We start from the raw sequence: 21437 nt of genomic DNA, 5'->3' as shown, positions 1-21437 counted from the left end.
CATTTTAACATTTTCCTATTTAAATAGTTATTTCTTCACATAATCTTGACAATACAACATAGTAGAAAAGCAAGTAATACCCTTACTTTTGCATACTTAAAGTAGAAGTATGGCAGAAGTAACAAATAAAAAAGCTTTATTAGCACTAGCGATTGGTGGTTTTGGTATTGGTATGACCGAATTTGTAATTATGGGAATTCTGCCAGACGTTGCCAATGCACTAAAGATTTCCATTCCGCAAGCTGGCCACTTTATTTCTGCATACGCATTGGGAGTAGTGGTTGGGGCACCTTTATTGAGTGCGTACGGGAATAAATTCGCGCCGCACAAAATGTTACTCTACTTAATGGTATGGTTTACAATTTTCAATACGGCTTCCGCTTTTGCCAATAATTATTATATGTTGCTTACTGCTAGATTTTTATCAGGGTTACCGCATGGTGCTTTCTTTGGTATTGGAGCGGTAGTAGCGGGTCGTTTGGCCAAGGACGGTAAAGCGGCTAAAGCCATTGCCACGATGTTTTCAGGACTAACAGTGGCCAACGTAATTGGTGTGCCCATTGGTACTTATGTGGGACATCATTTTCATTGGAGTATTTCATTTATGATTGTTGGGGTAATTGGAATTTTAACCATGCTAAGCGTTTATTTTTGGATGCCAACTTTGGAAAAAGCGCCTGAAAAATCCATGAAAGATGAATTTAAATTGTTCAAAAATATTGACTTTTTAGGCCTTATTGTATTAACCATGGTGGGTACGGGAGGCTTTTTCGCTTGGTACAGTTATATAGCTCCGCTTATTACAGAGGTTTCCGGACTTAGTGAAAATATGGTGAGTTACGCAATGATTCTTGCGGGATTGGGCATGGTTGTGGGAAATTTTGTGGGAGCAAAGCTAGCCGATGTTTTTTCACCTCTAAAAGCTGTGATTATAAGCTTGGGAGTTATGGTTACAGTTTTGCTAATCAACAGTTTTGTTGCTTCGAGTGGATACATTGTTTTGTTGATGACTTTTATTATTGGTATGGTGGCGTTTACCGTTTCAACACCTATCCAAATGGCGGTTATTAATAGTGCGAAAGAATCGGAAATGTTAGGTTCTTCCGCCAACCATAGCGCTTTTAATATGGGAAATGCTTCAGGAGCTTATCTGGCTGGACTTCCTATAGCATACGGATTAAGTTATACTTCCGCTAGTGTGGTAGGTGCTGCGATGGCTGGTTCTGGTGTCATTTTAGCAACGATTATCCTTTTCCGTAGGAAACAGCGAATGACGAAACGTCAAATGGCGCTACAAGGATAAGTTAGGTTAGGATAAATAGAGTTTAACTTGAAATTTTTAGGTGTAAATAAGAACCGAAAAAATTAAAAAGTATACGTTTTTGCCTTACTATAATTCTCATCAAAAAGAATTTCTGCGTGTCCACTTGGCGCGTCGTACGGAGCTTTTGGTAGTACACTTGGGTTGGATGGGTAACCATCTTTTAGGTGCAGCAGTTCCTTAAACTCGCCACGGTCTTTTATCAATAGTATTTTCCAACCATTTTTCATAGTTTTTTCCACAAAGAGCGGAGGATTCATTACGGAAAAATGTGATATTTTTTTTAAATCGGCATTCAATAAAAGCATGGAGCATCCGCCTGTTCCGCAGAAATAGGGAGTCATAAAATTGATAAAAATTTCCTTTTCACCATCTTCATTTAAATCAATTTCATAAAGTTGAAATTTTTTATCCCTTTCCATTAAAATCGAATAGTCATCTTTTAGATAATCGTTTTTAAGGTAGTTAGCTACTTTTTTGGCTAAACCATCATTAACTGACGCTTGCGCATATTCCATATTATCATCGATTGTACTGCTTTTGTTTTCTTCGGAAGCAATTGGCGCCGTCTCTTCAGTAGGCATGCTAGTTGATTTTTCCTTTGGAGATTCCTTGCAGGCTGCACAAAAAATGATTGCTATGATGATTAAAAATTTCATTTGTTTGATTTTTAGATGATTACGTGATTATAAAGTTAATCAAAAAAATAGTGTGCTTTATCATGATTAAGACAGTTTGTAATTTATTATTTTCAATGCTGAAAATAAGATGTAGTGAAGAGCTATTTCTCTGAAGGAAGTCCTTGTTCCGAAAAAATGAGTATTTCTTTTTGAAGCAACCACGTAGAAGTCAATAAATTAAATGAAAGAAAGAGCGATTTTACTGAAAAATGTGAGTTTTATATCCAGTAGGAGGGTGGTTTTAAATGATATTGATTTTCATCTAAATAAAGGAGAATCAACGGCTATTTGTGGTGTTTCTGGAAGTGGAAAAACTACCTTAGCCAAACTAATCGCAGGTTATCTAAAACCTTCCAACGGTCTTGTTCAAAATGATTTGAAAACGCAATACGTCTCCCAGCAAGATGATTTTAGCGAGCTTTCAGGTTTGCCAAGTAATTATTACAGTAAACGTTATGAGTTTCATGACTACGAAAAGCAAATTTCGGTAGCTGAGTTTTTGAAAAATTGTCTTCGGAAAAGCGAGACGTCTACTGAAGACTTAGACGCTCTTTTAGTTGATTTTAAAATTGAAAACTTGCTATCTAAAAATTTATTGGCACTTAGCAATGGCGAGCGTAAAAAGCTCCAATTTGTAGTTGCTTTTTTAGATAACCCCGAATTATTGGTTCTAGATCAGCCATTTACAGGGTTGGATCCTGCTTCACGGAAAAGACTTTCGTCCATTTTTGAAAAGATGTATACTAATGGAGTCTCATTTGTTATTATTTGTGGGCTGGATGAAATTCCTCCTTTTGTTGAAAAAGCGATTGTTTTGGAGAACGGGCAAATAAAGAAAGAGGGAAAGCCGAACGATTTTCAAGACAATTCTTTAGATTCTGTATTTAAGCCTTCGTTTTCTGCGGAAGTACCTTTCAGGAATAATTCGGAAAACTTCAAGACTATTGTAGAAATGCAATCGGTTTCGGTTACTATGAAGGGGAAAAGTATATTGAGCGATATTAATTGGAGGATAGAGTCGGGTGAATGCTGGGCTTTGTTGGGGCATAATGGCGCCGGAAAGTCTACTTTGTTAAGTTTAATTACGGCTGATAATCCGCAGGGATATAATAACTATTTAATTTTATTCGACAAACAGCGGGGGAGTGGTGAAAGCATTTGGGATATAAAGCAAAAAATAGGCTTTCTGTCGCCAGAACTTCATATCTATTTTATGCGTGGCAAAGGGGTTTTAAATACAGTCCCAAATATACATTCTCAATCTTCAACTTATAGTCGTTTAACAGGTATGGATGTTGTTCTTTCAGGGTATAATGATGAGGTTGGTACTCTTTCTAAACCTTCAAAGCTTCAGGAAGAAATGGCCGAGCGGTGGTTGAAATTAGTAGGGCTGCCTGATGCAAAGTATATGTTATTTGTAAATGCCTCTTTAGGGGAACAACGAGTTTTACTTCTGCTAAGGGCATTGATAAAAAATCCGGCGTTACTTATTCTAGATGAGCCTTGCCAAGGAATGGATAGTGCTCAAATCAACTATTTTACAAGTTTGCTGGATTATATTTGTACAGAAAAAAAAGTGACTATGATTTACGTGTCGCATAAACCGGAAGAAATTCCTGCCTGTGTGGATAAAGTACTAACCCTTAAAAATGGGAAAGTGGTTTAATCTCTTAGGTACCGTAATTAAAAGCCTGCTCGTTTTTATAGGTCGTAAGAAACTGATTTAAAACAATACTTCAATCCTAATGGATACTGACAATCTTTAACAGGTTCTTTATTAGTAAAATATGCAGATTTCTTAAATGTGTAATATTTAAAGTTGAAAAAAAAGTCGTCTAAATAGTTTTAGACGACTTTTTCTACCTTTATTTGTGGAGTCGGGGAGATTCGAACTCCCGTCCAAACAAGCAATAAAAATGCTTTCTACATGCTTAGTCTTCGTTTAATTGTCGACACGCAACTGACCGAAAACCGCCCATTGCGCGCTTAGCTTCTTAAGTTTTGAAACAGTACCGAAGCTATACCGTTTCTATGTTGACTTTTATGGTGTCTCAAAACGGGTCGCCATCAACAAGGGCTACCCTGAGACATCTCGCCTCCCTGCCTTGCAGGGACGTGGCCGAAATCTTACTATAACTTCAGATTAGGCAGCAAGAGCGTAGTTATTCTCGCCATTTAAAAAGTGTGAAATATGAGATTTAAGAGCTGTATCCCAGCGCTCTGCATGCTTACACTTCCATTAGACTCGCTGTCAAAACCAGTCGACCCCATTTGAAATTGTAAATTTATTTTAAACTACTTGAATGCGTATTCAAAGAACGTATTTCACTATTTGGGCATTTCCTTTCGCCTCCCTAAGGTCGGCTGCAGGACCAGGCTATCCGCTTTATCTTTTTTAAAATTGTCATCTTGAGCCTCTCGAGTGTGTCACCCTCGGCTTGCCCGCCTACTGAACGGGTAGGTCGAAGGACAATTTTAAAAAAGGATGCCGCTACTTTCCTTAATGCATCTTTATACCTATATCCAGCATAAAGGATTGCGAAAATAGTAAAAATATATATTCAAAAGGCATACCAAAGTCGTTTTAAAAGAATATTAAGAGTATGTCTGACATAAAGAGGGTATCTTTAAAAGAAAAAAATGATAAAAGAAGGAACACAAGTTACATGGAAATGGGGAAACGGAACCGCAACAGGTAAGGTAGAAGAAACATTCACCAAAAAAATCACTAAAACAATTAAAGGAAATGAAGTGACCAGGGAAGGGAAGGAAGGCGATAAAGCCCTTTACATCAAACAAGAAGATGGCGATTATGTTTTAAAGTCAGAAAGCGAAGTGGAGCGGGCAGATTAATGTTTGTACGGTCTTAAGAATCGGTGTACTTTTGTTATTGGCGTGCTATTTCGCCTGTTTAAACTATTTTCTAAATGAAATTCGGACTCATAAAAGAACGTAAATCTCCACCCGATAGACGTGTAGTATTGTCACCTAAAGCCTGTCAGGCTGTCAAGAAGCAATTTTCAGAAGCAGAACTCATTGTAGAACCTTCAGGCATAAGGATTTTCAAAGATGCAGAGTACCAAAAGATGGGTTTCGAAGTTTCAGTAAATATGGCGCAATGCGATGTTCTTTTTGGTGTTAAGGAAGTACCAATAGAGAATTTGATTCCGAATAAGAAGTATTTCTTTTTTTCACATACCATAAAAAAACAACCTTATAACCGTAAACTTCTACAGGCGGTTCTAGAAAGAAATATAGAACTTTTCGACCACGAAGTAATTACCAATAAAAAAGGGCAACGATTGGTTGCATTTGGCAGGTATGCGGGTATTGTTGGGGCTTATAACGGAATTAGGGCATACGGATTAAAATTTAATTTATTCGAACTTCCCAAAGCCGAAAACCTTCCCAATCAACAAGCGCTTATCGATGCATTGCTGCGCATTAAATTGCCAGCGATAAAAATTATCCTTACCGGAAAAGGAAGGGTTGGCAATGGCGCCAAGGAAATGTTGGATGCCATGGACGTTCGGGAAGTGCAAGTTGATGATTATCTAAATCAAGAATTTGAAGAGCCAGTGTATTGCCAAATCGATGTACTGGATTATAATAAACGAAAAGATGGTACATTTCCTGCTGTGCAAGATTTTTATGACAATCCCAGCGAGTACGAATCGAACTTTAAACGTTTCGCCAAAGTATCCGATTTTTACATAGCGGGACATTTTTATGGAGATGGCGCTCCGTATATTTTTACAAGGGAAGACGCCAAGTCAACCGATTTCAATATTAAAGTGGTGGCAGACATCAGTTGTGATATTGATGGCCCAGTAGCTTCAACTATTAGGCCCTCAACCATTGCTGATCCTATTTATGGGTACGATGCTATTTCAGAAAAGGAAGTCGATTTCAAAGACCAGAACGCTATTGCGGTTATGGCAGTAGATAACTTACCATGCGAGCTTCCGGCGGATGCAAGTGAAGGCTTTGGCGAGAGCTTTATTAAACACGTGATTCCTGCTTTTTTCAATAATGATAAAGATGGCGTATTGCAACGGGCTCGAATGACCTATCAAGGGAAATTAACCGAGCGTTACAGCTATTTGCAGGATTATGTGGACGGAAAGGAATAAAATTCAAATAATAATCAAAATATTTTAAGTATCTTTTGTCATTCGCTTATTTACAGATTTAGTAATATTGTGTAACTTGCGGCGCTAATTTTTAATTGAATCGTAACGTAATACGATATTTTTTATTTTTTCAGAAAAAAACTTACAGATGTACAATTCAAAAATAACGGGTTTAGGCTATTATGTTCCAGAGAATGTGGTAACCAACGACGATTTGTCCAAAATAATGGATACCAATGATGCTTGGATACAAGAGCGTACCGGTATTAAAGAAAGACGCCATGTTGAGAAAGGCGATGGCGATACTACTACAACGATGGGCGTAAAGGCTGCGAAAGTGGCAATTGAAAGATCTGGTTTGGATAAAGACGAGATTGATTTTATCATTTTTGCCACGCTTAGTCCCGATTATTATTTTCCTGGACCTGGAGTGTTGGTACAAAGGGAATTAGGTATAAAAACAGTGGGTGCATTAGATGTAAGAAACCAGTGCTCCGGATTTATTTATGCTTTGTCTGTTGCCGATCAGTTTATAAAAACGGGGATGTACAAGAATATTTTAATTATAGGTTCCGAATTGCATTCCACTGGATTGGATATGAGTACTCGTGGCCGTGGTGTTTCCGTTATTTTTGGAGATGGCGCGGGAGCAGCTGTTTTAAGTAGGGAAGAAGACACCACCAAAGGAGTACTTTCCACACATTTACATTCTGAAGGAGAACATGCGGAGGAACTTTCATTAATTGCTCCCGGAATGGGAAAACGTTGGGTTACCGATATTTTAGAGGATGACAATGAGGAAGATACTTCTTATTATCCATACATGAACGGACAGTTTGTGTTTAAAAATGCGGTGGTTCGTTTTAGCGAAGTTATAAATGAAGGCTTACAAGCCAATAATTTAACACCGGCAGACATAGATTTATTGGTGCCGCATCAAGCAAACTTGAGGATTTCTCAGTTTATTCAGCAGAAATTTAAACTGAAAGACGATCAGGTGTTCAATAACATCATGAAATACGGAAACACTACTGCGGCTTCTATTCCGATTGCCTTAACGGAAGCGTGGGAGCAAGGAAAGGTCAAAGAAGGAGATACCGTGGTATTGGCTGCTTTTGGAAGTGGTTTTACTTGGGGAAGCGCCATTATTAAATGGTAATCAATTATATAATTTACTTTTATAAAATAATCGCCTGCTTTTAAAGTGGGCGATTTTTTTTATACTTCTGCTCGTGAATGATATATACCTTTATGTTTTTCAGACGCTAATTCATTCAGAATAAAACTATGATTGTTTCAATGAAGCTTCGCTTTTAAACCTTAGCATTACGAGAAATAAGGTGGTGATAAGCGCATTTATAAAAATGGTCATAAAACCAAGGTCAAAATTAAATTGCTTTAAGAGCACTTCATTTAAAACATAGGTTAAAATAGGGGAGAGAATGCAAATAAAAGGTACGAACTTATCGGTTACTTTTAACCTAGTGAAAATCCCCAAAATAAAAAGTCCAAGTAGTGGTCCGTAAGTGTATCCTGCTACTTTAAATATGCTCGTAATAATGTCTCCCGTACTATTGGCAAATGCCATAATGATGGCGAAAACAACCAGGTTGAATCCAAGAAGAGTAAGGTTTTTTGCTTTTTTTCTTTCTGAAAGTGATTTCTTTTCCATACTCAGAAAGTCGTGGGTAAAAGATGTGGTTAACGCTGTTAATGCCGAATCTACGCTAGAAAAAGCAGCAGCGGTAATTCCTAAAATAAAAGTTATGGCAGCGGTTAATCCGAAATAGTTTAAAGACAGTTTAGGAAAAAGGTCATCTGTATTGATGAAAACCCCTTCTTCATTTACGGGAAGATAAATCCCTTTTCTTTCAGCAAAAATATAGAGCAATATTCCCAAGCATAAGAATAAAAATTGCGTTATTGCCAGGATAAAACTAAACACTAATGCGTTCTTTTGCGCTTCACCTTTGGATTTGCAGGTAAGCGTTTTTTGCATAATATTTTGATCCAATCCCATCATTGCAATAGCGATTAGAATCCCAGAAATGATTTGTTTAAAGAAATTATTACCAGATTTGAGATCCCAATCAAATACTTGAAAGTAATTATGGGATGTTACCGCATCAACAGTTTCTGAAAAGGAAAATTTCAATGCGTTTTTAATGGCAAAAATGGCAACCACGGCCGCAGTAATTAAAAATGTGGTTTGCAAGGTATCCGTCCATACAATTGTTTTAATCCCTGATTTATTGGTGTATATCCAAATAAGTACTAGAATTATTATAACTGTGACGGGAAATGGTATTCCCAAAGGAGCAAACATCGCATAATCGAGGACTTTTACCGCTAGCAAAAGGCGCAATGCCGCCCCAAAGGATTGTGAAATAATAAAAAATAAAGATCCTGTTTTGTAAGAGTAAAAACCAAATCGAGTGGACAGATACGTATAGATGGAAATTAAATTGTACTTGTAATAAATAGGAATCAATACAAAAACGATAAAGCTGTATCCTATTACATTGCCAATTACAAATTGAAAGTAATAAAAGTAATTGTTGGAAACCATACCGGGAATGGAGACAAAAGTAACACCAGACATGGCAGCACCAATCATTCCATACGCAACCAGAGGCCAATACGATTGGCGGTCTCCAGTATAATATGCATCGATACCCGACTTTTTTGAAACAATGTAAGAAATACCAACAAGAAGTAAGAAGTATGCTATAAATATTGATAAGAATAATGGTGCGTTCATAAGTTTGGGTGACTTTCTTGAATTTAAGAAGTTTTAATTGGTTTGGTTAATTGAGTTTCTGCAATATGACCTGTTTCAGAAAATACCAAAAATCATATATTTCAGAGTAAATTTACGATTAAAAATTAGTAAAATGCAAATAAAATGCAAATTTATGCATGTTAATTGCATATTTAAAATTAAATTTGCTTTTGAGATAAGTGAATAAATATCGAGGGATGCAAAAAAAAGAGCGACAAGCTTTAATTGTTGAAGAAGTTAGAACCAATAGAAATGTTTCATCTTCGGTCTTGGCTGAAAAGCTTCAAGTTTCTGAGGATACCATTCGCCGCGACTTAAACGATTTGGATAGAAAAGGACTGGTTATGAAGGTTCATGGAGGTGCAGTGTCTACTATTCAACGTTTATATCATTACAACGAGGATGTTATATTCAATAAAGAAAGTAAAGCGATTATCGCACAAAAATCCAATTCCATAATTAAAGACGGCATGGTGGCGATTATAAGTGGAGGTACCACTAATTTAATGTTTGCGAAACAGCTGCCAAAAGATCTTAAGGCAACCATATACACTTACAGTTTCCCTATTGCCATGCAGCTTTCCGAGCATCCTTCCGTAGAAGTTATTTTTCTAGGTGGGAAAATAAATAAAAAGTCCATGGTAACGGTTGGCGTAGACGTGGTGCAATCGCTTTCTGAAATAATAGCTGATGTATGTTTTATCGGGGTCAGCAGTATAAATCTCCCGAATGGGTTAACGGATGAGGGATACGAGATTTCTTTAATTAAAAAAGTTATGATTAAAGCTTCTGATAAAGTGGTAGCATTGGCTACATCAAATAAATTGAATTTGCGGCAAAATTATAGTGTATGCGACTTAAAGGAAATTAACACACTGGTAACCGAGCTTGATTTAAATGAACCTAAATTGCAGGATTACTTAAGTACGGGATTGCAAATTTTATAGTTTGTGTTTAATGGAATGGGAAATGTTGAAAAACATGATTTACGACATAACTTTTTAAAGAGTATTGAAAATTGTAAAGGATATAAGTTTTATTCACCAAATCAAAACTAAAATATTTTAAATGAAAGATCAAGTAATGGACGGCATACGCCACGTAAAAGTGGGAACTTACGAATACAGTAGGTTTGAAAAAATACATAATGTAGTTTTTGAAAAATCTTCCAAAGCTTCTTATCTCGTTGCAAAAGAAATCGCTGATATTATTCGCGATAAAGCAAGCAAAGGGGAAAAATGTGTACTTGGCTTGGCAACGGGGTCTTCACCTATAAGAGTGTATGAGGAACTTATTAAAATGCATAAGGAAGAGGGGTTAAGCTTTAAGAATGTAATCACTTTTAATTTGGATGAGTATTACCCTATGAATCCTGAAAGCATTCATAGTTACCATTATTTTATGAACGAACACTTGTTCAACCATATTGATATTCCAAAAGAACAGATTCACATACCAGACGGGACTATTCCTCAAGAAGAAATACATGCCTATTGTAAAGCGTATGAAGAAAAAATAGAACAAGCAGGCGGACTCGATTTTCAGCTTTTGGGTATTGGTAGAACGGGGCACATTGGTTTTAACGAACCGGGGTCTCACTTTAATTCCATTACCCGCAGTATTACCTTAGATCAATTAACACGTGAAGATGCCGCTGGTTCATTTTTGGGAATTGAAAACGTTCCTAAAAAAGCCATTACCATGGGTGTTGGAACGGTTAAAAGTGCGAAGCGTATCGTTTTGTTGGCATGGGGACATAAAAAAGCAGAAATAGTTAAAAAAACTATTGAAGGCGAAGAAGATGCGCACATCCCGGCTACTTATTTGCAAGATCATCCCAATACTACTTTTGTGCTGGACACAGAAGCAGCCTCTATGCTTACCCGTTTTGAGTCTCCGTGGTTGGTAGATGCCGTGGAATGGAGAAATCCAATGATTAAAAGAGCTGTTGTTTGGCTATGTGATAAATTGGAAAAGTCTATTTTACGACTTACGGATAAGGATTACAATGAAAACGGATTGGCTTCGCTTTTGGCTGAAAAAGGATCGTCGTATGAGTTGAATATTGAAATGTTCAACCAGTTACAGCATACCATTACCGGTTGGCCCGGAGGAAAGCCCAACGCGGATGATACTAACCGCCCAGAGCGCAAATCTCCAGAACGGAAACGTGTAATTATTTTTAGTCCGCACCCCGATGATGACGTAATTTCCATGGGTGGAACTTTCGATCGTTTGGTGGCACAGGGACATGAAGTTCATATTGCTTATCAAACTTCAGGGAATATTGCCGTTTCCAATGCCGATGCGTTAAAATTTGCTGAAGTAGCGATGGATTTCCTTCCGGAAGGGAAAGAGTTGGAAAAAATTCAAAAAGCTATTCAAAGTATCAATAAGAAGAAAGAGAATGAAATAGATCCAGTGGAAGTTAGGGAACTAAAAGGATTAATACGAAAGCGGGAATCAATTGCTGCTACGCGCTATTTTAATGTTCCCGATGATCAAGTACATTTTTTAAACCTTCCTTTTTATGAAACAGGAGCGGTTAAGAAAAATCCGCTAGGGCAGAAGGATATTGAAATAGTAAAAGACTTGATAGCCAAGGTTAGGCCGCACCAAGTTTACGCTGCAGGAGATTTAGCCGATCCACACGGAACGCATAAAGTTTGTTTGGACGCTGTTTTTAAGTCAATGCGTGAGTTGAAGTCAGAGCCATTTATGAAAGACTGCTGGTTATGGTTGTATCGCGGTGCATGGCATGAATGGGAAATCCATGAAATTGATATGGCAGTTCCCATGAGTCCAGATCAGGTTTTAAGAAAAAGAAAGGCGATTTTCTTTCATCAAACCCAAAAAGATGGCGTTTTATTCCAAGGAGAGGACTTACGTGAATTCTGGGTACGTGCCGAAGACCGAAATAAAAAGACAGCAGCGCATTATCGCAAATTAGGATTGGCAGATTATGCGGCTATAGAAGCCTTTAAGCGCTTTGATTATTAATTTTTCACGGGAAATTTGGAATTAAATTTGACTAGTCATTCCAAATTTCCCATGCTTTTTCGGCTTGAAGCTTCAGCATTTCATGTCCGTTTAGGGCAAAAGCGCCATTTTCTTCGGCTAATTTCATGAAAGTGGTTTGCGAGGGATTATAAATAAGATCAAAGACCAGATGTTCATCAGTAATAAATTCATAAGGAATAGCTGGTCTTAGTTCAATATTAGGGTGTGTTCCCAAAGGAGTACAATTCACAATAACCAAATTTTTTTCCATAACCTCTTTTGAGAGGCTTTCGTAACTGATTTTTCCTTCGGAAGCCGTTCTAGAAACATAGGTGCATTGCATTCCCATATTTTCAAGAGCGTATTTTACCGCTTTGGAAGCACCTCCGGTTCCTAGAATCAGGGCGTTTTTGTGAGATGATTTGAGATGGGGCTTTATGGAATTTTCAAATCCATCTACATCAGTATTGTAGCCTTTTAGTCCGTCTTCAGTAACTTTAACTACGTTTACAGCACCAATTTCTTTCGCTTTTTTATCAATATCCGATAAGTACGGTATAATTGCTTCCTTGTAAGGAATGGTAACGTTAAAGCCAACGGTATTTGGCTTTTCAGCAAGAACCTTTTCAATTTCACTTACTTCTTTTAAATCGAAATTAACATAGGTGTGGGTATCGCTTATTCCAAGTTCTTTAAATTTTTCAGTAAAATATCCTTTAGAAAAAGAATAGGAAATATTTTTTCCCAATAATCCAAAAAGCTTATTCATTTTTCAGTGTTTTTTTACCGTACCAGTCCAATGCTAGTACAATTAATATTCCTAAGATTATAAACCCGATAGCTGCCCAAGTTTCCATGGATGAAATTTCTGGTATAAATCTTTGGTAATTTACCACGATTTTTTCCCCTGCGGAATCTTTTAAGATATTGCCGTAATCGTCCACACGGTAAATTGTTTTTTTCCATGGCCAAACAACTCCCAAAGAGCCTGTTATAAATCCGAGTATTATTGCGGTGGTACTATTTTTAAAGTTTTTTAAAACATAGCTTAGCAGATGGGAAAGAGTGACCAAACCGGTAACCGAACCCAATGTGAAAACCGCTAATATTTTTAGCATGGTTAGGCGTTCAGAATTGCTGACAAAGCTAAAATCGCCTTGAAAAAGTTCAGCAAAAGTATCGTATAAGGCGTTTACGGAATCTACCAGCAGCAATACATAATTTCCTAAGAGAATTAGGATAAATGAGCCTGAAAGTCCGGGCAATGTCATACCGGAGACGCTAATAATTCCGCAGAAAAAAACAAAAAGCAGATTATCGTTTTGCTTTGCCGGATTTAAAAAACTTAGGGAAACTCCAATTAAGATTCCGATAATACTAAAAACAATTGTCTTTTTATTCCAGTGGTTGAAGTCTTTACCGATGTAATAGATGGAACCAACAATCATCCCAAAGAAAGCAGCCCAAACATAGAGTTCTTTGTGAGCAATAAAATAGTCCAGAATTTTAGAAACGCTAAAATAGCTAACTAGCATCCCCAAAAGCAAAAGGGACAAGAAACGACCATTAATGTACTGGTAAAAACTTTTAAAACGGCCATTAATTAGTAGTTTAAAAGCCTTCAAGTTGACTTTTTGAAGGGAATAGATAAACTCTTCATAAAATCCAGCTACAAACGCCACCACACCTCCAGAAACGCCAGGTACCTTATTGGCAGCTCCCATGGCCAAACCTTTGATAAAAAGGAAGAATTTATCCAGTAGTGTGCGGGTTGGTTGCTGCATTTACGTTTCTTTTACCGAGGCTAACTTTTCTAGAAGAAAGATGGTTAAAAAACCGATAATTGCCAAAATAATTGCTGAAAATAATTGTGGATTTCCATCAAAATTAAACGGACTCACACTATGGTCGATAATAATGGTTTTATCACCAAACTTTTTAATTTCAGTTATTGCTTTCCAAGGCCAAATTTTGTTTAGAGAGCCCAATATAAATCCAGTTAGAATAGCTAAAGTAATATTCTTGTAATTGTCGAAAAGGTATTTTAAAAGTCTGGAAAATGTTAAGATTCCGAAAACGGCACCAAGCCCAACTACTGCAATTGTTTTGAGGTCACGGGTATTAATAGCTCCTAGGATAATTCCGTAAGCTCCCAAAAGTACCAAAATAAAAGCTCCTGAAATCCCAGGTAAAATCATCGCACAAATAGCCAAAGCTCCTGCAAAAAAGAGATGTAAGTAACCTCCAGTATCGTGCATGGGAGGTAAAGTTGTAATATAATAAGCTGCCAGCGCACCAACTATTAATGCAATTGCAGTTCCAATGCTCCATTTACTGATTTGCTTTCCTACAAAAATTACACTAGCTACGACTAGTCCGAAAAAGAAAGACCAAAGTAAAATGGGATGGTTTTCCAAAAGCCATTCCAGAAGTTTGGCCAAGGAAAGTACGCTAATGGCAATTCCAAGAAATAGTGCTGCAAGAAAATTACCATTTACATGTTCCCACGCTTTTTTTACGCCTTCTTTTCGAAGGATTTTTAAGGCTTGTAAATTTACGTTGTTAATAGAATTAATTAACTCTTCATAGATGCCCGAAATAAAAGCAATAGTTCCGCCGGAAACCCCAGGAACAACATCCGCTGCTCCCATGGCAATTCCCTTTAAAGTTATAATGAAATATTCTAAAAATGATCGTTGCATATTTTGTTCTTAGGCGAACAAAAATACATGGTTTTTTTTATTTATACCTAACCAATGTCCGTTTGAAAAGCAACAATTTTACAAAGGTGTGTTTTTAAAACTATGGATAATATTTTTTACCGTTTTACGGTTGTAAACTGCAGGGAATAAAATTTCCATGGTATCGTGTTCTTCATAATTGTGTTTCAAAGCATTTTTTAAGTGATAAGTGCCTTTTAAGGAATCAGAAGACAGGTAATACATTCCCGCCAAACGGTATTCCAAATCGGCATGTTCTGGGTAGAATTCCAATGCTTGAAGCAACGTATGGATGGCACTGTCATACTCACCAAGTTTCAATAGAATATCCGACCATGAAATCCAAGTTTGTAGCTCGTAATTTCCGAGTTCAATCGCTTTTTGGTATGCAAGGTCTGCTTCTTCATAAAAATGAAGCAATTCATTTATTTTGGCGCTCCGTTTCCAATACAAAACATTTTCACTATCTATGTTAATAGCCTTGTTGATGTAGTACAACGCTTTTTGATAGTTACGCTGATTGTAGTAAAAATCGGTAATCGCAATCCAACCTTTGTCTAATAACGGATCTTCGTGTACAGTTCTGTAAAAGAATTTCTTGGCAAGGTCGTAATTGCCCAATTTGTTGTGGCATTTCCCTATTCTTAAGTAAGCAAAAGAAGTAGGATCGTCTAAACCCAGTGTTATTTCGTAATTCTCAATCGCTTCATTATATCTTTTTAAACGTTCTAAAACACGTCCTTTTTCAAGATATGCTCCAATAAAAGTATCGTCGGAATAGATGGCAAAATCAAAACTAGACAGGGCTTCCTTGTACATTTTTTTGCTAACAAATTGTTTCCCAAGTTGATGCCAAGCTACTTCGCAATACGGATTTTGATCCAAATAAGAATTTAAAAACTCAATGGCGCCATCAAAATCTTCTAAAAAGTCGAAGCAGTAGATTACATTGTAAAGTGCCGCATAGTCTTCATAATCTTCATAAAGGCAATTGATAAAAGCATCTTTAGCAGAAACATAGTCATCCAAAAACAAATATTCCATCCCAAGTAAAGAATAAATATCAGAATTATCATCAGTCATTGTGATGGCTTCCTGTAAAAGAATTATAGCCTTTTGATGATTGTCCTGTTTAGAATAAATGTTTGCTTTTTGAATGAGAATTTCCTCGTTGGAAGATTCTATTGATTGTAATTCATCAAGAATTTTTTCCGCAGCTTCAAAACGGTTTTCAAAAACCAGTACCTCAACATGCAATAGTTTTAGCTCTGAAGAGGCTGGATGTTGCTCCAAACCAATTTTAATAGCTTTTTTGGCTAAAGAAATTTTTCCTGAGTCTAGATAATGATGGGTAATCTCCTGGAAATCTTCGGAATCAAAGAAATAAACATCATTTGTTTTTAGCATTGATTCGAATTTTGCTAACGGTAAATTATGATCTTCGTGAGCACTAAATGGCATAGGCGATGCATTTTTAGATTTCTACGTTAATAAATTTAGGGTTTAGTAGTGTTAAGATCGAACTACTTGCCTTATTGTTATTAACAAATTAGTTAACATTTTGGTTTTCCCATTCATTTAGCAAGGCTAAAATTAGAGCGCAACCTTTTTCAATTTCTTCATTTGAGATAGTTAATGGTGGTGTTATTCTTACCGCTTTTGGTTCAAAAAGAAGCCAAAATAATATTAGGCCTCGTTTCATTCCTTCAAGCACCAAATAATTGGTTATTTCAGGATTTTCAACAATAATGGCCAGCATTAACCCTCTTCCTCTAATCTCCTTAATCAAAGGATGTACCAAATGCTTACGAAATTCTTTTTCTTTTTTCAGTGTTTCCTCAATGATTGATGAGGTGGTAAGTTCTTTAAGTGTTTGCAAGGCTGCGGCAGCAATTACTGGGTGTCCGCCAAAAGTGGTTATGTGTCCCATTTTTGGTGATTCTTTTAAAAGTGCCATCCTGTCATAAGAACTAACAAAAGCACCTACGGGCATTCCGCTTGCCATTCCTTTACCGATAACAAGAATGTCTGGAACCACGTTGTAATGCATAAAGCCAAAAAGTTTGCCTGTTCTACCAAATCCAGGCTGGATTTCATCTAAAATTAACAAAGCGCCAACTTCTTCACAGCGCTCTTTTACCTTTTGCAAGTAATCGTTTGTTGGCTCTAAAAAGCCAGCGCCTCCTTGTATCGTTTCCAGTACAACGGCCGCAGTTTTTCGAGTGATTTTTTGAATTTCTTCTTGGCTGTTGAATTCAATAAATTTAATATCAGGCAGCAGTGGTCTGTACGCTTTTTTTCGTTCTTCGTACCCCATAAGGCTCATGGTGCCCTGTGTGTTTCCGTGGTACGCATGTTTTGCGCTAATAAATTCTGATCTTCCCGTGGCGCGTTTTGCTAATTTCATAGCGCCTTCAATAGCCTCAGTTCCCGAATTCACCAAATACGTAGTGCTTAAAGAGGAGGGAAGATGGGCCGCCAGTAACTTGGCGTAATCTACCGCAGGTTTTTGAATGTATTCCCCATACACCATCACGTGCATATACGAAGCCGCTTGTTCTTGAACCGCTTTTACGATGGCTGGGTGGCTGTGTCCCAACGTATTTGCAGAAACGCCCGCTACAAAATCTAAATACGCCTTACCAGAAGTATCATAAATATAACTTCCTTCGGCACGGGAAACCTCTACACTCAATGGGGTAGGGCCAGTTTGGGCTTGATATTTTAAAAAGTCCTCTTGCATTAACAGCTCTTTTAAATTAAAATTATAATGGACTTAACTATTGGTAGATTCCTTTTTCTTGGTAGGGGCCTGTTTTGGCAAAGTAGCTTTGTTGTTTGAACTTTGCCCTGCTTTTTTCGGCTTTTCTTCTTTTTCTGAAGTCGGCTCGGTGCCTTTTAACGTTTCTTCGGGCGCTAAATTAGGATTGTCGATATCAATTGGATTGTTAACACCATTGATAATTGGGAGTTCTATATTTTTATCAGCTTCGCTAAAAAGGTCATCAACGCTTAGGATTATTTCATCGCCGCGCCAGTAGAACCCTCTAAATTTCCGCCCATTGATAGGGAGCTCATCATCCGGAAAAATATCGCCTTCTACATTTATGAAAGAAGTGGTGTTGTCTATTTCGTTTTCTACCATGACCATTTGTATGAGTCCGCACAAACGTTTGTCTATACCCACAAACTCATCGTCATCGTCCCAAAGGTAGTAGATAAGCTCAGCATTTTTAACGATATCTACAATCTTCAGTTCATTCTCTTCAAATAAACCGTATAGATATTTTCCTTTAATTTGATTGTAACCTTGCTTTAAAGAGTCTTTAAACTTAATTCCGCTTAAAGAATCTTTTTGAATGATAAAAGCATTGTCCCAAACCTTTAAGGAGTCTAATTTTTCAGTTTTCACATTGGAAATAATATGAATACTATCTCCAGTCATTTGGGTGTCCCCGCTCCAAAGAACAGGCCTAAAAGCCGGTAATTTATTTTCGGGGGTTCCAGGTGGAATTTTAGTAATCAGCTGGGCAACTCCAGTTTTTTCATCACTATGGATGGAGTCGCATTTTCCGCTTAAATCTGTTTTGTAAAAGCGAGCATCGCGAAAAGCCCTTACAATGCGTTCATTTTCCTTACCTGTAACCATGAGTGTATCCGCATGGATATACATTGAATCTTTTTCAAAAACACTAATGGCCAATGCTTTTTTGGTTACCAAAACGGAGTCTTTGGATTTGTAAATTTCGGCATAATGTCCGCGTAAGACGCCATCGTTTACCGTATCGATAACTTTAATGTTATTGGTGGCCGAAGCAAATTCAGTTGCCTTGTCAAAATACAAGCTATCGCCATAAATAATACGGTCGCTATAATCAATTCTTGTATTTTTAACTCCGTAACCCGTTTCTGCTGTGGTGTTGTAGTAACCGCGCTCGCAATACATTTTATAGTCTTCACCAACAACGGTAGAGGGGCCATACATGTATGCATTTTTGGAATTGGTGTAATAATCCATTCGTGCCGAATTTATAACATAATCCGGATTGGTGATTTTTACATCACTCTTAAATTCATATTTATCAATTTCCATGTAGTAGCGCCCTTTGTCGCTCGTTAAAACATTGGCGCTGTCTTTTACGGTTCCAAAATTCTCGTAGAAAGCTTCTTGTTTGTTTCGGTCAAATTCCAATTCTTCCGTATTGAGCGTCATGGAATTGTTCCTAAGAATTACTTTTACACGGGCAAGTGCAATTTTCGTAGTTCCATCGTACTCAACATATTCACTATTCATTTTTATAGAATCTCCTTGCTGAAAGAAAACGTTTCCATAAGCTTGAATGCGATTTTCAGTTTGATAATAAACCGCTAAATCACACCAAAGATCTATTCCTTGATGTTCAAATTGAACCTGTTGGTCGTCTTTACTGAAAATGGAAGCCCCAGGATATTTTTCTTCGTCCTTGTTGAAATCTCCACCATGAACAATGGTGATTTCTTTTTTTTCCTGTGCGGAAAGCAGAAAAGAAAAACTAAGTAAGAGGAGGCAAAAATATGTTTGTAACTGATTCAACCGCTTAAATTTTGCTTCAAAAATAAAGTTTTTTCGTTTAGAAGCTTAAGTGTTAGTAATAATTTATAAAAGAGGTCTAAAAAGCAGACCGTTATTGTCAAACTGAGCTTGTCGAAGTTTTAACTTTCTGATATTAATAATCCTTCGACAGGCTCAGGCTGACATTTCGAGTCATATTTGCTTTTTAGACCTCTTTTCGTACTTTAAGATAATATATTATCTCGGAATAGTTTGTGTTCTATCAGGTCCTACGGAAACTATTTTGATAGGAACATTGAGTTCTTTTTCCAAAAATTCAATGTAATTGTTAAGCTCTTTTGGGAACTCTTCTTTACTTTTAATCTTTGTCAAATCCTTATCCCAACCGTTGATTTCAGTATAAACCGGGGTTACATTTTCCGATTCAATATTGTAAGGTAAATGATGAATAGTTTCACCGCGGTAATTGTAAGCAGTACAAACTTTAAGCTTTTTAAAACCACTCAAAACATCGGCTTTCATCATGATAAGTTGAGTAACACCACTTACTTGCACTGCATAGCGAAGGGCAACCAAGTCTAACCATCCACAACGTCTTTTTCTTCCGGTAGTAGCCCCAAATTCGTTACCAACACGTCCCATAGTTTCACCATCTTCATCAAAAAGTTCGGTAGGGAATGGTCCGCTTCCTACACGAGTGGTGTAGGCTTTAAAAATACCAAATACTTCTCCAATTTTATTAGGAGCAACACCCAAGCCTGTGCAAGCACCAGCAGCCGTTGTATTGGAAGAAGTTACAAATGGATAGGTTCCAAAATCAATATCCAAAAGAGAACCTTGGGCTCCTTCAGCTAAAATAGTTTTTTTGTCTACCTGTGCTTGATGAACATATTCTTCGCTATCTATAAAGGTGAGGGATTTTAGCATTTTAACAGCATCGAAAAACTCAGCTTCCAATTCTGCAAGATTGTATTGAATATTTACATCGTGAAAATTAATCATAGCCTCATGTTTATCGGCTAGATTTCTATATTTTTCTTTCCAATTATCCAATTCCAAATCCCCTACACGAATACCGTTTCTTCCTGTTTTGTCCATGTACGTCGGACCGATTCCCTTTAACGTAGAGCCAATTTTAGCCTTTCCTTTAGAAGCTTCAGAAGCAGCATCGAGCAACCTATGCGTTGGAAGAATAAGATGGGCTTTTCTCGAAATTAATAACTTCGACTTTATATCGATATTAAACTTCTCTAGGTTTTCAAGCTCTTTTTTGAAAATCACAGGGTCTATAACCACTCCATTTCCAACAATATTTACAGCATTGTCATGGAAAATTCCAGAAGGAATAGTGTGTAAAACATGCTTTATGCCATCAAATTCTAAGGTGTGTCCAGCATTTGGGCCTCCTTGAAAACGTGCAATGATATCGTAATTTTTAGTGAGGACATCAACGATTTTACCTTTGCCTTCGTCTCCCCATTGTAGTCCTAGTAGTAAATCTACTGCCATTTTTATTAAATAAGATTATTAGCTTTTCTCGTTTTTGGTACCGTAAAAATACAACGAGTGATTTTGAATTTTTATATTGAAAACTTCTTCAATAGTTTTTTTGATGTTTTGAATCCTCGGGTCGCAAAACTCCATAACCTCACCGGTATCGGTTAAGATTACGTGATCGTGTTGTTTGTCGAAATACGATTTTTCGTAGTGCGCCTGATTCTGCCCGAACTGATGTTTCCTTACCAATCCAGATTCCAAAAGAAGTTCTATTGTATTGTATAAAGTAGCCCTACTTACACGATAGTTTTTGTTTTTCATTTTAATGTAGAGGGATTCTATATCAAAATGTTCGGTACTATCGTAAATTTCTTGGAGTATAGCGTATCGTTCAGGAGTTTTCCTGTGTTTGTGTTCCTCTAAAAATTTAGTAAACACATTTTTAACGATTTCTTGATTTTTTTCGTTCGCCATGATTAAATCTACGAATTAAGATGCAAATGTAAGCTTTATGAAGCAATTTTCATTACAAATTACAATCTCTCTTTTAAGCGTTATAAAAATACACAATTTTGTTTACAAAGCGGTAAATGCTAAAGTCAAACCGACGTTCTCGTTAAGCATAGAAAGCTTTTTGCGAATTGAAGAGGCTTTCGGAGCAACCAATGGTTTTCAAGAAGTAAGTATTTACGTACTCGTAACAATTCTTCTAGGTTTTGCGATATTTATTTAAAAACGGAAAATACACGATA

Annotated in this window: 18 protein-coding genes and 1 other RNA gene; 8 read left to right on the top strand and 11 right to left on the bottom strand. The window is 37.0% G+C overall.

The genetic code is table 11. The features are described 5' to 3' along the window. The first annotated feature begins 109 nt into the window (after positions 1–109). Positions 110–1303, top strand: a complete 1194-nt coding sequence (locus NDQ75_RS14345) for an MFS transporter (RefSeq protein WP_202029280.1) — start codon at positions 110–112, stop codon at positions 1301–1303. A gap of 62 nt (positions 1304–1365) precedes the next feature. Here the strand turns inward: NDQ75_RS14345 and NDQ75_RS14340 are convergent, their stop codons facing one another. Beyond that, positions 1366–1980 carry a hypothetical protein gene (locus NDQ75_RS14340; protein WP_202029279.1) on the bottom strand — a complete coding sequence of 205 codons (615 nt, stop codon included), beginning with the start codon at positions 1978–1980 and terminating at the stop codon, positions 1366–1368. Between the two features lie 202 nt (positions 1981–2182). Between NDQ75_RS14340 and NDQ75_RS14335 the strand changes: the two genes are divergently transcribed. Then, complete coding sequence (locus NDQ75_RS14335) at positions 2183–3667, top strand: ATP-binding cassette domain-containing protein (protein WP_202029278.1); 1485 nt, start codon at positions 2183–2185, stop codon at positions 3665–3667. A gap of 203 nt (positions 3668–3870) precedes the next feature. Here NDQ75_RS14335 and ssrA read toward each other — a convergent pair. Beyond that, positions 3871–4270: a transfer-messenger RNA gene (gene ssrA / locus NDQ75_RS14330) on the bottom strand. A 371-nt stretch (positions 4271–4641) separates the two neighbouring features. On the opposite strand from ssrA, the gene NDQ75_RS14325 reads away from it, so the two are divergent. The 3 genes from NDQ75_RS14325 (at position 4642) to NDQ75_RS14315 (ending at position 7293) form a co-directional block, all read left to right on the top strand. Next, positions 4642–4854, top strand: a complete 213-nt coding sequence (locus NDQ75_RS14325; RefSeq protein ID WP_202029277.1) for a hypervirulence associated TUDOR domain-containing protein — start codon at positions 4642–4644, stop codon at positions 4852–4854. 74 nt (positions 4855–4928) lie between these two features. After that, positions 4929–6134, top strand: coding sequence for an NAD(P)-dependent oxidoreductase (locus NDQ75_RS14320; protein WP_202029276.1), 1206 nt, complete (start codon positions 4929–4931; stop codon positions 6132–6134). Positions 6135–6282: 148 nt separating this feature from the next. Next, positions 6283–7293, top strand: coding sequence for a 3-oxoacyl-ACP synthase III family protein (locus NDQ75_RS14315; RefSeq protein WP_202029275.1), 1011 nt, complete (start codon positions 6283–6285; stop codon positions 7291–7293). A 126-nt stretch (positions 7294–7419) separates the two neighbouring features. Here NDQ75_RS14315 and NDQ75_RS14310 read toward each other — a convergent pair whose 3' ends face one another. Beyond that, positions 7420–8895 carry a sodium:solute symporter gene (locus NDQ75_RS14310; RefSeq protein ID WP_202029274.1) on the bottom strand — a complete coding sequence of 492 codons (1476 nt, stop codon included), beginning with the start codon at positions 8893–8895 and terminating at the stop codon, positions 7420–7422. 218 nt (positions 8896–9113) lie between these two features. Here NDQ75_RS14310 and NDQ75_RS14305 point away from each other — a divergent pair, with 218 nt between their 5' ends. Then, on the top strand, positions 9114–9863 hold the full coding sequence (locus tag NDQ75_RS14305) for a DeoR/GlpR family DNA-binding transcription regulator (protein ID WP_202029273.1): 750 nt from the start codon (positions 9114–9116) through the stop codon (positions 9861–9863). A gap of 121 nt (positions 9864–9984) precedes the next feature. Then, the gene (gene nagB, locus NDQ75_RS14300) at positions 9985–11916 is read left to right on the top strand and encodes a glucosamine-6-phosphate deaminase (protein WP_202029272.1); all 1932 of its coding nucleotides are present in this window, start codon (positions 9985–9987) and stop codon (positions 11914–11916) included. 31 nt (positions 11917–11947) lie between these two features. Here nagB and NDQ75_RS14295 read toward each other — a convergent pair whose 3' ends face one another. The 8 genes from NDQ75_RS14295 to NDQ75_RS14260 all read right to left on the bottom strand — a co-directional run bounded on the left by NDQ75_RS14295 (position 11948) and on the right by NDQ75_RS14260 (position 21159). Then, positions 11948–12685 carry a shikimate dehydrogenase family protein gene (locus NDQ75_RS14295; protein ID WP_202029271.1) on the bottom strand — a complete coding sequence of 246 codons (738 nt, stop codon included), beginning with the start codon at positions 12683–12685 and terminating at the stop codon, positions 11948–11950. After that, complete coding sequence (locus NDQ75_RS14290; protein WP_202029270.1) at positions 12678–13700, bottom strand: DUF368 domain-containing protein; 1023 nt, start codon at positions 13698–13700, stop codon at positions 12678–12680. Before NDQ75_RS14290 ends, NDQ75_RS14295 begins: the two co-directional genes overlap by 8 nt. Next, positions 13701–14618, bottom strand: coding sequence for a DUF368 domain-containing protein (locus NDQ75_RS14285; RefSeq protein ID WP_202029269.1), 918 nt, complete (start codon positions 14616–14618; stop codon positions 13701–13703). Between the two features lie 78 nt (positions 14619–14696). Then, the gene (locus tag NDQ75_RS14280) at positions 14697–16097 is read right to left on the bottom strand and encodes a tetratricopeptide repeat protein (RefSeq protein WP_202029268.1); all 1401 of its coding nucleotides are present in this window, start codon (positions 16095–16097) and stop codon (positions 14697–14699) included. 88 nt (positions 16098–16185) lie between these two features. Next, entirely contained in the window at positions 16186–17379 is a 1194-nt protein-coding gene (locus NDQ75_RS14275; RefSeq protein ID WP_394368766.1) for an aspartate aminotransferase family protein, read from the bottom strand. Positions 17380–17412: 33 nt separating this feature from the next. Then, positions 17413–19209, bottom strand: coding sequence for an OstA-like protein (locus NDQ75_RS14270; protein ID WP_202029267.1), 1797 nt, complete (start codon positions 19207–19209; stop codon positions 17413–17415). A 216-nt stretch (positions 19210–19425) separates the two neighbouring features. Continuing rightward, on the bottom strand, positions 19426–20697 hold the full coding sequence (locus NDQ75_RS14265) for an adenylosuccinate synthase (protein WP_202029266.1): 1272 nt from the start codon (positions 20695–20697) through the stop codon (positions 19426–19428). Between the two features lie 18 nt (positions 20698–20715). Beyond that, positions 20716–21159, bottom strand: a complete 444-nt coding sequence (locus NDQ75_RS14260; RefSeq protein WP_178952350.1) for a Fur family transcriptional regulator — start codon at positions 21157–21159, stop codon at positions 20716–20718. Between the two features lie 37 nt (positions 21160–21196). On the opposite strand from NDQ75_RS14260, the gene NDQ75_RS14255 reads away from it, so the two are divergent. Beyond that, on the top strand, positions 21197–21418 hold the full coding sequence (locus NDQ75_RS14255; protein ID WP_202029265.1) for a hypothetical protein: 222 nt from the start codon (positions 21197–21199) through the stop codon (positions 21416–21418). The last annotated feature ends 19 nt before the right edge of the window (positions 21419–21437 follow it).

The organism is Galbibacter mesophilus (assembly GCF_023721415.1).
Classification (GTDB): Bacteria; Bacteroidota; Bacteroidia; order Flavobacteriales; family Flavobacteriaceae; genus Galbibacter; species Galbibacter mesophilus.
The sequence above is the reverse complement of the archived record's forward strand: the minus strand, read 5'-3'. Positions and strand labels throughout refer to the sequence as shown.

Excerpts from the sequence above, each read along its gene's own strand:
- NDQ75_RS14320 (WP_202029276.1), top strand. The coding sequence starts at position 4,929 with ATGAAATTCGGACTCATAAAAGAACGTAAATCTCCACCCGATAGACGT.
- NDQ75_RS14260 (WP_178952350.1), bottom strand. The coding sequence starts at position 21,159 with ATGGCGAACGAAAAAAATCAAGAAATCGTTAAAAATGTGTTTACTAAA.
- NDQ75_RS14325 (WP_202029277.1), top strand. The coding sequence starts at position 4,642 with ATGATAAAAGAAGGAACACAAGTTACATGGAAATGGGGAAACGGAACC.
- NDQ75_RS14295 (WP_202029271.1), bottom strand. The coding sequence starts at position 12,685 with ATGAATAAGCTTTTTGGATTATTGGGAAAAAATATTTCCTATTCTTTT.
- NDQ75_RS14280 (WP_202029268.1), bottom strand. The coding sequence starts at position 16,097 with ATGCCATTTAGTGCTCACGAAGATCATAATTTACCGTTAGCAAAATTC.
- nagB (WP_202029272.1), top strand. The coding sequence starts at position 9,985 with ATGAAAGATCAAGTAATGGACGGCATACGCCACGTAAAAGTGGGAACT.
- NDQ75_RS14265 (WP_202029266.1), bottom strand. The coding sequence starts at position 20,697 with ATGGCAGTAGATTTACTACTAGGACTACAATGGGGAGACGAAGGCAAA.
- NDQ75_RS14345 (WP_202029280.1), top strand. The coding sequence starts at position 110 with ATGGCAGAAGTAACAAATAAAAAAGCTTTATTAGCACTAGCGATTGGT.
- NDQ75_RS14315 (WP_202029275.1), top strand. The coding sequence starts at position 6,283 with ATGTACAATTCAAAAATAACGGGTTTAGGCTATTATGTTCCAGAGAAT.
- NDQ75_RS14340 (WP_202029279.1), bottom strand. The coding sequence starts at position 1,980 with ATGAAATTTTTAATCATCATAGCAATCATTTTTTGTGCAGCCTGCAAG.
- NDQ75_RS14305 (WP_202029273.1), top strand. The coding sequence starts at position 9,114 with ATGCAAAAAAAAGAGCGACAAGCTTTAATTGTTGAAGAAGTTAGAACC.
- NDQ75_RS14335 (WP_202029278.1), top strand. The coding sequence starts at position 2,183 with ATGAAAGAAAGAGCGATTTTACTGAAAAATGTGAGTTTTATATCCAGT.
- NDQ75_RS14310 (WP_202029274.1), bottom strand. The coding sequence starts at position 8,895 with ATGAACGCACCATTATTCTTATCAATATTTATAGCATACTTCTTACTT.
- NDQ75_RS14290 (WP_202029270.1), bottom strand. The coding sequence starts at position 13,700 with ATGCAGCAACCAACCCGCACACTACTGGATAAATTCTTCCTTTTTATC.
- NDQ75_RS14285 (WP_202029269.1), bottom strand. The coding sequence starts at position 14,618 with ATGCAACGATCATTTTTAGAATATTTCATTATAACTTTAAAGGGAATT.
- NDQ75_RS14275 (WP_394368766.1), bottom strand. The coding sequence starts at position 17,379 with ATGCAAGAGGACTTTTTAAAATATCAAGCCCAAACTGGCCCTACCCCA.
- NDQ75_RS14255 (WP_202029265.1), top strand. The coding sequence starts at position 21,197 with ATGAAGCAATTTTCATTACAAATTACAATCTCTCTTTTAAGCGTTATA.